This window comes from Natrialba aegyptia DSM 13077 (genome assembly GCF_000337535.1).
In the GTDB taxonomy this organism is placed as follows: Archaea; Halobacteriota; Halobacteria; order Halobacteriales; family Natrialbaceae; genus Natrialba; species Natrialba aegyptia.
Genome location: NZ_AOIP01000056.1, coordinates 105073 through 117936, shown reverse-complemented (window position 1 = coordinate 117936; position 12864 = coordinate 105073). Strand labels below are relative to the sequence as shown.

The following is a 12864-nucleotide window of genomic DNA, read 5'->3' as shown; positions in this document are numbered from 1 at the left end:
GGAACGGCCGTTGGTTGGGCTTGTAGATGTCGTATGCCTTGCGGGATGCACGAGCGTAGTCGAACCCGTACATGTTGTGATACTCTTCGTGTAGCATCGTATCTGCACCAGTGCCGTGGATATTGTCTGCCGGCATCGTCCAGTCATACTTATCATTCTCCTGAAACACCGCTGGTTCGCCCATATCGTTTTTAATCCCGTCAAATCCGGCGTCGAAGAACACGTTGTGCTGGTCGGCCCACCACTCGCGAACCTCGGATCGGGAAAAGTCCGGCCACACTGCATCCGTGGGCTCGTCAGCGACATCCTGGGTCGGCCAGACCGGTCCGTAGAACGTATCGCCGTTGGCGTTCTTGGTCCAATACTCGTTCTCGGTCCCCTCGAGATAGGGACCGTAGGATTCGTCTTTGCCATCGCCATCGATGTCGGCCTCTTCGTCGACTGCGACGCCAGGATCGTTGACCGCGACTGTCTTGAGCTCGGGCACCTCTTTATTGAGCGTGTTAAGTGCCTCTCGGTGTGTCCCTTGAATGGTGAAGACACGATAGTCGTCCATGTAACCGATGTCAAAGTGCATCGCGTCCAGCGGGATTTCCTCTTCGCGATACCGCTGGGGAACCTCGGCAAGTTCCTCTGGACTGTACTCCCACTTACTCTGATGATATGCGATGGCCCACTTTGGTGGGAGGGGGGTTGTCCCTGTGAGGTCCGTGTATCGCTCGAGAACATCACTGATCGCAGGGCCGTACGCGAAGTAGTAGGTTAGTTGGCCACCATCAGCCAAGAAGTAGTAGTAGTCTTCTTCCGCCTGAGAGTTATAGCTCTCTCCAGAGCCGTTCGGGTCGTCAGCCATATGGAAGACCGAATGTGATGGATTATCAAAGAAGAGGCCGTACGCACCTGTGTCCGTTAACCCAACGAAGAAGGGAACCGACGTGTAGACGTAGTCGTTGGTGTTTCCGTAGCCGTACTGATCGGTGTTCCAGTTTTCGATTTTCTTGCCGCGCTGGTCGAGAGTGAGTTCGGGCTGCTCGCCAAAGCCGTAGAAGGACTCGTCCGCGTCGGCTTTCTTATATGCGTATGGTTTTCCATCTTCGTAACCCGACGTTCCTTTGTCAAGATAGTCTTCATTGACGACATTACCCGTTTCGTCGAGAAATTTCACACCGAAGAGATCTTTCGCAACCTCGACAGTGATGGTTTCTGTATCAATCGCAATGGTATTAGCGGTCTCGTCGACGCTGAAATTCGGTGTATCCCACTCTCCACGGCCGTTAGCAATGCCGCGGGACTCGTAGACCTCTTCATCTTCTTCTAGGATCGAAACACGGGCGAAGTCGTCGTTGAACAGGCTAATATAACCGTCGTACTCGCCAAGGTTGAATCTCACTCCTTCTTCGAGGATCTCATACCCCTGGACTGACAATTCCATGAGATTATCCTCATCCAATTCAGGTTCATAATGGATCTTTGAATCATAATGATGTCCCTGGACAGGAACGGAAGCAACGGCACTTCCTGCAAGAAGTGCAGCGGTCGATTTCAACACAGATCGTCGATTAGTACCATGACGGTGTCTTTCAAACATCCGATGAAGTATTTCTTCTCATCTGTAATAATATTTCTGCTAGCCAAACCTACAGTAAATAAATAATGTACATTTTCCATTGTCAGTTATATACTGATGTTATCTATGTGGTTTTACATACTCTCAGTAAATCTCGTGAGTAGGCGAGTGAGGGGGTGGGGTGTATTCGCCATTGTCCCTGGTGTCCGAGCGTTCAATAGACGGCTTTGGTAACCACTAGGCAGCATCAACTTCTGGGGAAGGTCTCCGGTGGCGTGAGAGGCTACTATAGGCTAGTTTAGCCACAATTTCGATGGCATCCATGATAGCAGAACAATAATCGATAGAAATCGTACTAGAGACCACGGGGACGATATAATGGGTCACTGATATGTAGTCAGCACTCAACGCCCCTCAACAGTCGGAGGTCAATCGTACTTTCGAAAGCCCATATCACGGGCCATCTCTCGAAACGACTGCCGACACAGCCAGATATCATACTTGCCGACCAAGCCCTGTTCTCGACCAGTGTCTCTACAGACGCGCTGGTCCCCGGTACGTCCATCCTTGGTGTCGGTACCGTCGTTTGATTCGCTCGTGTCGTTGGTCGTCCCGCTGTCGGTCATGCCAACGCCTCCGCTCTTCGTCTCAGCGACGGATCGATCGTCGTGTCCTCGACGAGTTCCTCGAGAACGGTCGTGGCGTTACAGTCGGCTAACCCGTTGAGGGCGTACCGACGGAACTCCCCGCGGAGGCCGCTCATTCGGACGAGAACTCCGAGGTTCGTTGTCTCGCCCGCTCGGACGAGTGCATCGATTTCGTCGTAGCGTTGCGTTCGTGAAACGTTCTTCTTGACTACTGTTTGGAATGTCATAGACATCGTTCAGTGGGGGTTATCGTGCGTCTTCGAGTGTGCAATACGAGTCTTCGTGGGCCGAGATCCATGCTGTCACCAGCGAGTCTTCCGGCGCGATCGAGTAGATCATACACAGATTCGGCTCCGAGTCCGTCGATTCGACGATCGCGATACACTCCGGCGCTGGATGCTCGACGGCCGGTGGTGATCCCGTTTCAGTCGCGCGGTCGTTCGAGTGCTCGTGTGTCAATCTGCGATTCCGATCTCTTCCTGGCCATCGGGGTCTTCCGGCTCACCGTCCTCGCCCGCTTCGGGCTCCTCGAACGTTGGGAACCGATCGTCGAATGCGTCCCAGTCGGCATCCATCTCCTCGTCGGTGAGCAGACAGATCTCGAGGTGTTCACGGATCGACTCGTGATCCATCTCGGTACCGATCAACACCAGTTGACTGCCGCGGTCTCCCCACTGGTCATCCCACATCTCCTCGAGTTCAGGGTGCGCGTCGAACTGCTCGTCGCGCTCTTCGGGTGGGAGGGCTGCGATCCAGTTCCCGGCGGGTGCGACCCGAATCGACTGTCCAGCGACGTTCAACATGAGCGCCATTTCCTCGCGTCCGGCGAGCCAGAAGTGACCCTTGGATCGGACGACGTTCTCCGGGAACGCATCGAGCAATTCGGCGAACCGCTCGGGGTGGAACGGACGACGTGCCTCGAAGACGAACGAGGTCACGCCGTGTTCTTCCTCGGCGGATTCGTGCGGTTCCTGAAGTTCGCGCATCCAGCCAGCCGATCGGCTCGCTTCCTCGAAGTCGAACCGGTCGGTGTCGATGATCTCGTCGATATCGACCCGACCGTGGGTCGTTCGGATGATCTCAGCGCGGGGCTGAAGAACCTCGACGGTCTCTTCGATCTCGGCGAGCGTCTCCTCGTCGACGAGGTCGCACTTGTTCAACAGGAGGATGTCACAGAACTCCACCTGCTCGACGAGCAGATCGCCGAGGTGTTTCTTGGTTCCGTCGTCGTCAAGAACCTCGTCTGATTGCATCGCCTCGTTGAACTGGTGAGCATCGACGACGGTGACGGTAGTGTCGAGGTGACAGCCCTCGAGCGGTTCGATGCCAGTCTCCTCGTAGAACTCCGTGGGATCGAGATCCGACTGGTCGAACCCGAGCGTCAGCGTCTGTGCAACGGGTAGCGGTTCGGCGACGCCAGTCGACTCTACGACGATTGCGTCGAACTCCCGGTTGCGCGTGAGCCCGCCGATCGCGTCGAGCAGGTCACCGCGAAGTTCACAGCAGATACAGCCGTTCGAGAGTTCGATCAGTTCCTCTTCGTCCGCCGAAATGTCGGAGGATTCGGCGACGAGGTCTGCGTCGACGTTCACTTCCCCCATGTCGTTGACGAGTACGGCGAGGTCTCGGTTATCGCTCTCGCGTAGCACGTGATTGAGCGTGGTTGTCTTGCCGGCACCGAGCGTCCCGGATAGCACTGTGACGGGGATCGTCTGCTCTTTCATCTGTTGCTAACAACTGTACCAAGAGTAATATAAGTTATTATCTCCGACGAAGATGTTATTAACTAGCGGGGAGTGTCTTTGGACATCAACACACCATCTTCCGTATGACGACACGCAACTCAACCCGAAAATTCGGCTGTGTCATCGTCGGTGGCGGAATCCACGGCACGTACCTCGTCCAGCGTCTCCTCGAAGATGCTCCCTTCGACAAATCCACCGTTCGTATCGTCGATCCGCACGACCGGTTGTTGGCGTCGTTCCGCCAGAAGGCACGCGCCTGCAGCATGGAGTTTCTCCGATCGACGTTCGTACACCACGTCGGAACCGAACCGTTCGGTCTCGAAAGTTTCGCCGAAGCGAACAATCGAGAGGACGAACTCGTTCCGACGGTCGACTACCCGCCGCGGCCGTCGCTCGACCTCTTTCTGGACTATTCGGAGTACGTAATTGATCGAAAGGAACTCGGCTCGCTGCATCGTCAGGCCGCCGTCAACGCAATTCGCGAACTCCCCGGCGAGACGGGGCTTCGGCTCGAGACGACCGTGGGACCGATCGATACCGAATACTGCATCTTGGCGATCGGTCACGGCGGTCGGTACCGCTGGCCCGACTGGACGGCAGGCCTCGACGGTATCGAACACGTCTGGGAGGGATTCGATCCAGACGCGTCAGTCGATCGAACCGTCGTCGTCGGCGGCGGGATTACGGCAGCACAACTCACGTGTGAGTTGAGCGAGACGCAGTCGGTGGCCCTGCTCTCGCGACACCCGCTCGAGTGGGAGGTCTCCGAGGCGGACCCGCCGTGGATCAACTGGTCGCACATCGAACGAAACCTCCACGTCCACCCGCCCGGGTCGAGCGAGCGATTCGATATGATCTCAGAGGCTCGATACGACGCGACGATTCCGCCGTATCTCTACGACGAGTTCGAGAACCGAACCGACGATGGCGTGGTTACGCTCGCACAGGGAGCGGTCGACTCGGCGACGGTCGAAGACGAGTCGGTTCGGCTTTCCCTCGACCACGGGTTACAACTCCTGGGCGATCGGGTCGTCCTCGCGACCGGATTCGAACCGGTGTTCGATCACCCATTCGTCGATCGAATCGCGGACGAACTCGAACTGGCCCGAGGGTATCGAGGAATGCCCGTCCTTGACGACAACACGCTAGCCTGGCAGCGCGGTGACGGGCGGTTCGTTCCGTTGTATGTCTCCGGGGCGCTTGCGCTCGGTACGGTCGGACCGTACGCACCCAACGTTCCGGGGGCCAGGCGGGCCGGGGATCGGATCACGGCCACCATTACACAGCGCCGCTCCGGAGAAGACAACACGGGCACGTCGGTACATGGGACGGAAGTGTCCGATTGATCCGGGTCAGCGTGGGAACGAACGGATCGATTTCGTCCACGGCCGAGCGTCCCGTTTTTCGACGTTGGGGTTGGGTTCGAAGAATCCGACGATCAGTTTTCCCGTTTGCCTGAACCGATACGCCAATACTGACTGATCGGCCGAGAAAATCGAATGTTCGACGGTTGTGACGCCATCGACGGCCCGTGGACAACCGACGAACTGCTGTCGACAGTTCCTTCGACAACAACTTTGACAGGGTGTCGAACTTGAAGACCGGTGGTGTACCGACGATAGCGTACATACGCTCAGACACTGTGACGATACATCGGAACTAGTCGAGCAAATCGTTACGGGGAACGAACATTTTCCACGACACTGGGCTTTTTTACAGCGCCGAACTTCGGACTCACAGTTACATCCTCGGCCGTGATATGCCACGTTGTTCGTCCGTGAGTTCGGATTCGAGAAACCCAGCGATCAGCTCTCCTGCGCGTCTAGCACCGATGACGTTACGAGCGAACGGGCCGAGGACCTGCTGTGCAGCGACGCCCGAAACCGCGATCCGCGAGGGTGTCTCGTCCTGCCGCATCCATCGGAGCGTGTCGTCATCTAGAACGGGTGTTCCACGGTAGCCCGTTTGCAGCGCCGATTGCTGACGGAGATGATAGAACAGTTCACCGTCGTACGGCGATCCGAACCCCGTCGCACAGATCAGCTCGTCGAGACAGAACGCGCTGCCATCACGACAGGTGACGACGACCGTTCCGCCAGCTTCCGTCGCAACCGCGATTTCCGATTGTTCGAGTTCGACCTGCTCCCGTTCGAGCGCTTGCTGGAGTCGACGAAACACGTACGGTGGCATTGTTCCGTCGTATCGAGCCTTGGAGACCAGTTCCTCGCGGGCACGTGACGCCGGTGGGTGAACGTGGAGTTTCTCGGTCACACCCGAAAAGTGCATCCAGTCGGTGCTTGCCTCGAGCGTCTCTATGCAAAACGGGCTTCGGGCGAACAGAACCACGTCCCGGCCTGGTAACTGGGCAACCCTCGTGGCGAGCTGTGCGGCGGTGATGCTCCCACCGACGATACCGACGGACGATGTCTCGCCGATCGCGTTGGGATCGAAGGTCGGCTCCCAGACGTGAGTCACGGATGCGTGCTCGTTATTGAACTCCTCCTCGAGACGCTGCAGCAATTGTCCGACGTACGGACTGTTGTCCAAGCTACGGTGGAATCTCTTTCGCTGAGACTGCCTGCTGCTTGTGCAAGCCGGAGTTTGTCTGCAATCTGGCACTCGAGTGGACTGATACGAATCGGGCTGTCACCGAATTCGACGGTGAGTGGGTTCGACAATCCGTTCGAGAGTGAACAATTGCAGGTCGTCACGGTCAGCCGCTTCATCACGAACAGATCGCGTGAACCCGTTCCGCGCAAATAGCGCATACTCGTGCCCTACTTCGCCATTATCAGGCGACCATCGAATCTCATCTGTATGGTCTTCAAGCGAGGCAAGCGCACCGTAATCGAGTGGCGCGGACGTGAACTTACACTCACCCGTTACCATCGTCCCGTCTGCATTGAACCCAACCACATCCACCTCATACTCATTATACCACCAGCGGCCGATATCGGTGAACATCAGATCGGGATAGAGGTCAGGAAGGATGTCCTGACAGCGATTTTCAAACTCCTGGCTCACAAAGTCCGCCAGCTCCGGTTCGATGACCGTCTCGTAGGCGTCAGCACCCAACCGTTCGTAGCGGTCTTCGTTCCCATAGACGAATCGGAACCAAAACCTGAACAACGGGTCGAGAATCCGATACCGTCCTCGGCGTGACTTCGTCTTGTCCTCCGTCACCGGAACCTCACGTTCGACCAGTCGCAGCCGCTCCAGTTTCTGCGTATACGTCGAAATCTGTTTACCATCGATCCCGACTGTTTGTGCAATCTCGTTCGACGTGGTGTTCCCGGCGGCAATCGCTTTCAGGATGGCAAAGTACCGGTTTGGCTCCGTCAGCTCGGTCCGGAGCACGTATTCCGGTTCGTCATGCAGGAATCCCTGCCGTGACAGCAGCGACTGCTGGATGACTGTTCCGAGATCACCATCCAGATCGATGCCGTCCAAATAGTATGGTGTCCCGCCAAACACGCCCCATGCGAATAGAAGTTGTTCGGGGGTATAGCTCTCGGGAAAGAACGTCCGCACGGCAGCAAAATCGAGCTGGCGGAGATCGATCTTCTCAGTGAACCGGCCATATAACGGACTGTTCCCGAGGAGCGTCGCCTCCTCCATCATACTGATCGAGGATCCGACGAGCACGAGCGTCACGCCTGTGTCACGCAACTCCTGATCCCAGAGTCGCTGGATAACCGAGGGAAGGCTCTCGTCGGCGTCAATTAGGTACGGGAATTCGTCCAACACGATGACTGCATCCTGGTCGGCGAGATATCCCAGCAGCGATTCCCACTCGCTCTCGATCCGGTCGATTCCCGGAAACGACTCAGCCGCTACGTCCACGAACGTATCCAGTTGGATCTGCCGGGTTGTTTCAGTCGCTTGGTACAAAACGGCGTCATCGTGGTTTGTTAGTGACTCTCGGACGAGTTCGGTCTTCCCGAGACGGCGACGCCCGAAAATTACGACCATGTCTGCGTCGTCCGACTCATAACACTCTCGAAGCCGACTGAGTTCATCCTCCCGATCCACGAATCGATCCATACACTCTGACTGGCGTCCAGCCAGATAAAACCCTCGAATAACCTAATCCAGAATAGGCTAATTGAGAATTGCCTAATTGGAGATTGTTCTCTGGACATACTTCGGGACAGCAGAAATGGCTCTCTATCGCCACTGGCGACTGCGAGGACGACCGACAGCGGTCAACCACTATCGTGTGTCGCTTCCCGTCGTCTTGCTCGATAGTCCAGTACTTGACTGGCATACTCGGCATCGTCTCGATTGCTCTCTGCAACGGCTTCGAACGATTGGCGCGAAATTTGTTCTGCCACTCATACAAGAGCGTGGGCGGTTGTACAAGATAATTCGTGCGGTGGGAGGAGTAGTTACTCGTGTTTTCGCGATCGAAAACTGTTGCGTCCATTGCTGCGTGACCAGGAGACTTGTATAGCTGCGCCTGTTGGCGCAGCACTCGCTAGACTATCATCTTCATCCTGCCGAACGCTTTCAGTAACGTTGAGTGATCAGGGAGGTCGGCCGTATTGAGGCTGATTTCCCCGAGTATTTGTGACCTTTCGTTCAAGAGATCGAGCGCTTCCCGATAGGACCTCTCCATGATTGAAGAAGAGGCTCTTAACTCCAGTAAGAATGGATTACCAGACCTAACTACGTGAAAATCGATGCGGAGGCTGATCCTTGCCTGTTAGAGCTTAGATAGTGATATCTCCGTCACTGAAGGTGCTATCGATAGTATTCCACTGCAACAATTTAACATCTTTTACCCTAATATATAAGATATTATTAATTTAATATACTATATATTAAGGTAATTATATCATCTCTGATTCGAAAGTAGGGTTTGCAATGTCCGATAGTAAAACATCCTTAGCAAAGCAAGTCGCTGAAAACCCACGATTAATCGGAATTTTATTCACGATCTGTCTACTCCTGTCACAGGCTGGGACAGTTGCGGCAGGGAATGGCGGTTCAATTTATTAAATCAGCTGTTGGCTGATAGCATTATATAAAGAATATTTTAGAAGAAAGATCGCACCAGTAGTATCAACGCTGCAGTTGTTAGCATGGGCGAGTGCCCCGCGCCACCGTGCGCGGGGGTAAAACCCGACACCATCCCCGACTAACCACTACTTGGATAGCAGAATGTTAGAGGAAGGAAAAGAAATCATCTGATGACCAGTAAAATCTGTCATCAAATTCCACGGGGATTTCTTCAAGTTGAAGGAATCGCTTCAGAGTGTCCCTGGAAAGTGTGAATGGTGGGAGTTCGGTTCCTGCAAGAAAGTGTTTACTAACAGATGGAATATAAGGGATGTACAGCGCTCCGATGCCGTGCTGTGAATGATACGTAGAGATGCGCAGTTCGTAGCGATCCTCTTCAACTGAATCAATGTGGCAACGGTTCGCAACTCCACCGCCTGATTGGGCTACAGTGATACCACCGTCACCGACAACTCCGTACTGATTTCCAACGAATCGATGGGTACGTGCGAGGTTTACCGCTGAGCGCAATGTAAATCCACTATTCAATAGACGTGCAATCAATTGTCCGACAGCAATCGCATCTTGATTCTCGACTACACTATGCGTGACGATTCCTCCTACGCTCCCGTTCTTAATCAGTTGCAATCCATGCTGATACGATTCGCACCCGTTGAGCAGAAACGTGTCGACGCCGACCTGCGTTAGCGTCCGAGAGTCGAGTTCACCGTCGCTACAGATAAACGCTTCACCATCAACATGGCCAATATAGTGGAGGAAATCGGTATCGGTTGCGAAGACTTGTCGAAGACTATCGATAGAGAGATTTCGATGGATAGTGACATCGAACGGAAGTTCATCCCGGTTGCCATAGAGTCCATCCGTGCTTTCATTATACTCGGCTGCCATTTGTTGATCGTTACAGACGATCGTTATGTCAATAGCATCGCTTGCATCCCGAGGAGAATGGTTTAGTCCGTTCTCAAATGCACTCGGTAAGAGCTTATTTGCACCAATCGGCGTCCCCTCTCCAAGCCACGCTGTCTCGAATGTGTCGGTTTTTGGCGGTGAGACGTACGAGTTGACACCATCACATAGGTGATTGGTTTCGTCTGTCTCTTCTCGGTCGCTGTCTTTCGATCTGGTGCTGGACCTGACGAACGCGGCAATGTCAGCGGATGGTGCTGATGGACCCTCCGTCGATTGAGCCGTCTGGTGAGCCGTTTGGATGAGCGAGAGATCATTAGCGAGGAACGGTAATGCCTTCGCGTTCCGCGGATTGGGGGTCACATATGTGACAAGTTGCCACGTTGGCCGAAACTCCTCAGTTGTGTCGAACGGAATCGAGAGGTAGATTGCGAGTTGCTCGGCGATGGTACGGTCGTACAATTCCTCAAAGGGAAGCGTGATGTGTGCTTCGATCTGTTTGCGTTCGTGAAAATCAATGTCGTAGATTCCCTCCGTCCTGGTTACGGTGTCGAGGAAAAATACGTGCTGGAGGGTACGCTCGATAGATGACTCGAACTCCTCGGACGATTCCCCCATCTTGTACTCGAAACCGGCGTCGGTTTCAATACGTGGATTTTCACCGGTGACAACAGTCGCACCGAGATAATATGCAAGCGAACTGGTCGCATAAATCGCGTTCCGGTCGGGTGGCGCAACGATCGTAATACCGGTATCTGGGGACTCAATTTCATCCGGAACATGCAACTGATCAGCGAGTTCAAGGCGAGGTGGATGTCCTCGAAATGATGGAAGCGACCGCTCGCAGGTCGTGGTCTTCAGTGCGGACCCAAACGTCGAAACGGCACACGCCAAGTCGGTTGGATCAGCGGTTGATTTGACGGTTGCAGCGGGTTTCTCGTGGAGGGACCGTGCACCAAGTTGGACGTGGATCGGCGACCCGAAGTCGAACGCCAGTCGATCGTCCGATGAAGCAATTGTGATCTCACTCCGGACACATACGTAGAGTTTGATTGGTGCCGTCAACTCAAGCAGGTATACGTTCTCCGGTAACGTCTCGTACGCGTAGTGTTCCGTTTCGAGAAGCATTTCTCCATGCTGATCACGAACGCATGTCGGAACGACGTACGGTAGCACCAATTGGTCCGTTATGAACTCGACTGCTGTATCAACTGGAAAGTGAAAACTGTCGGTTCCGATTTGCTGTGGATCGATCTGGGTGGATGTTTGGAGCGGGAATTGACGATTCTCTATCAGATCAATGACCGTTACGCCCGGACGATCATCGGCTGCTTTGAACGTTGGATTCACGATCTATTTGTGCTCATGATTTGATGCGCCGTGGTTGAAATCGTTCTTGCAACCTGTCGATCCTTTCGGCGTACTCCTTCAGTCGATTCGGAGTGTGAACCACTCGGTCGTGTAGTCACTCCGATGGAGATGCCAACGTTGCATTGGCTCGACTTCATTGATGCGAATCTCGATTGTTGCCTCAAATAAGGGCTTGAGTGCCTGTACATGCTCTGATTCGTATTCGACCGGAAAAATATAATGGCCGATCCCCGATGCGGAGGTGACTTGTTCACAGATCGGTTCAAGGATCGATCGGGTCCTCTTGACACCATGTTCTTCGAGGAGCGGACGGAGGGAATCGAAACAAAACCGCAGTTCTGTCGGTTCCAATTGTTGTTCTTGGATCATCTCTACTGTCGCTTCGATAGTAGTAACGAACGCCTCGATATTTTCATCAACTGTTTTGACTGTTATCTCTGGTGTATCCTCTGAATTACGAGCGCTGTGATGGTCGGGGCCAACAGGTGGAACGGATCTATTTTCGGATGGAGTGTCGGTGTTCGTATCAGGGAATGTGTAGGAATCGGTATCCGTATTGGGTTGGGGATCTGTAATCGATTGAGATTCGGGAACAGCCGATCGGGCTGTGCTCGCATAGTTGATGGCTCGAGCAGTCTCGGTGGTGTCGTTGATTCTCGATAGCCGATTAATCGCCGAATTGATGTGTCGATCGAGAAGTGCAAATAGTCGTTGTCGATCACGGTCGCGTTCACCAAGCAGATTACTGCTTGCGAGGTCCATAACCGAATCCGGCACGGCGCCAACGAGCAGTACATTAGCACCAGTCAGTTGAAGCCGCTGAAGCGCCGAACCGATAGCAATTGTCTCGTCAGGTTCGATGAGGACATCGTAGCCGAGCGTCGAGAACTGGACCGTCGCGCCGGCGCGAGCAATCCTATCTGCACGCTTGCTGTTGAGACGTGCGAGTGCGGAACGGTCGAGGATGTCATCAATCGCTTGGCGAACGTGAGCAGGATCATGGCCGGAGTGGTCGGCTACCGCGCTGACTACTCCCGCAGCGAGATTACTGGTAGAGCGGCTGTTGATGCCCTCTGATACCGGTGTGGCGTGTGGCCAGTCGGGTTTGATATCCACGATAGCCGGATTTGCACCCTCTTGTCGAGAGAGACTGATATCGCTGTTTTCGGTAATGGTAATGGTGTAACCAGCGTAGGAAAAGCGGATCCTCAGCCATGCTTCATCGTGCTGGTGGTTAACCCGGACAAGCGTATTTAGGGCTTCAGTATCGACAACATCGTTGAGTGGCGGTAAATCTATCAGCCCTGTATCGGACTCGTCGGCAACTGCTTTCACGACAGCATGACTCGGCGGTTCACTATCGGATGTGCACTGTTGACCTCGAGACGGAAATACGGGCAAATCATTCCGATCTGAATTCTGGTCGTCTTCATCAGTCATTGAGATGATTGCTGTACAATCGGCATGGACGAAAATCTCTCGGATTATCAACGTACTACCGCCATATTTTTAAATTACTATTATATGAGAGAGATTGTTTGATAGACAGATGTTACTATATTGATTATCAACTATTGAAAGTAGCATTTATCTACCAGACTTATTA

At 54.1% G+C, this 12864-nt stretch carries 11 protein-coding genes and 1 pseudogene; 2 read left to right on the top strand and 10 right to left on the bottom strand.

Annotated elements, in window-relative coordinates; all coding sequences use genetic code 11:
• The 5 genes from C480_RS19885 to C480_RS19865 form a co-directional block, all read right to left on the bottom strand.
• The coding region (locus tag C480_RS19885) for a TIM-barrel domain-containing protein (RefSeq protein WP_152424124.1) at nucleotides 1–1588 on the bottom strand (1588 nt) is incomplete at its 3' end.
• 407 nt (nucleotides 1589–1995) lie between these two features.
• Complete coding sequence (locus C480_RS19880; protein WP_006667450.1) at nucleotides 1996–2193, bottom strand: 30S ribosomal protein S14; 198 nt, start codon at nucleotides 2191–2193, stop codon at nucleotides 1996–1998.
• On the bottom strand, nucleotides 2190–2447 hold the full coding sequence (locus C480_RS19875) for a hypothetical protein (protein ID WP_049904083.1): 258 nt from the start codon (nucleotides 2445–2447) through the stop codon (nucleotides 2190–2192). The genes C480_RS19880 and C480_RS19875 overlap by 4 nt, the downstream gene beginning before the upstream one ends.
• Nucleotides 2448–2460: 13 nt before the next feature.
• Nucleotides 2461–2673 (bottom strand): DUF7511 domain-containing protein, encoded by a 213-nt coding sequence (locus tag C480_RS24975; protein ID WP_006667448.1) that lies wholly within the window; start codon nucleotides 2671–2673, stop codon nucleotides 2461–2463.
• Entirely contained in the window at nucleotides 2670–3938 is a 1269-nt protein-coding gene (locus C480_RS19865; RefSeq protein WP_006667447.1) for a GTP-binding protein, read from the bottom strand. Before C480_RS19865 ends, C480_RS24975 begins: the two co-directional genes overlap by 4 nt.
• Before the next feature lie 104 nt (nucleotides 3939–4042).
• On the opposite strand from C480_RS19865, the gene C480_RS19860 reads away from it, so the two are divergent.
• Nucleotides 4043–5305, top strand: coding sequence for an FAD/NAD(P)-binding protein (locus C480_RS19860; RefSeq protein ID WP_006667446.1), 1263 nt, complete (start codon nucleotides 4043–4045; stop codon nucleotides 5303–5305).
• A 394-nt stretch (nucleotides 5306–5699) separates the two neighbouring features.
• Here the strand turns inward: C480_RS19860 and C480_RS19855 are convergent, their stop codons facing one another.
• The 3 genes and pseudogenes from C480_RS19855 to C480_RS24400 form a co-directional block, all read right to left on the bottom strand.
• Entirely contained in the window at nucleotides 5700–6506 is an 807-nt protein-coding gene (locus C480_RS19855; protein ID WP_006667445.1) for an NAD(P)/FAD-dependent oxidoreductase, read from the bottom strand.
• Between the two features lie 99 nt (nucleotides 6507–6605).
• Nucleotides 6606–8003, bottom strand: a complete 1398-nt coding sequence (locus C480_RS19850; RefSeq protein ID WP_006667444.1) for an ATP-binding protein — start codon at nucleotides 8001–8003, stop codon at nucleotides 6606–6608.
• Between the two features lie 310 nt (nucleotides 8004–8313).
• Nucleotides 8314–8577 (bottom strand): annotated as a pseudogene (locus C480_RS24400) (IS5/IS1182 family transposase); the annotation flags it as partial.
• A 248-nt stretch (nucleotides 8578–8825) separates the two neighbouring features.
• Between C480_RS24400 and C480_RS24970 the strand changes: the two are divergent.
• Nucleotides 8826–8960 carry a DUF7503 family protein gene (locus C480_RS24970; protein WP_444993594.1) on the top strand — a complete coding sequence of 45 codons (135 nt, stop codon included), beginning with the start codon at nucleotides 8826–8828 and terminating at the stop codon, nucleotides 8958–8960.
• Between the two features lie 165 nt (nucleotides 8961–9125).
• Here the strand turns inward: C480_RS24970 and C480_RS19845 are convergent, their stop codons facing one another.
• The gene (locus C480_RS19845; RefSeq protein ID WP_049904080.1) at nucleotides 9126–11237 is read right to left on the bottom strand and encodes a hypothetical protein; all 2112 of its coding nucleotides are present in this window, start codon (nucleotides 11235–11237) and stop codon (nucleotides 9126–9128) included.
• A gap of 78 nt (nucleotides 11238–11315) precedes the next feature.
• A complete protein-coding gene (locus C480_RS23340; protein WP_152424122.1) occupies nucleotides 11316–12698 on the bottom strand; it encodes a DUF7504 family protein in 1383 nt (460 codons plus the stop codon).
• Nucleotides 12699–12864: the final 166 nt, after the last annotated feature.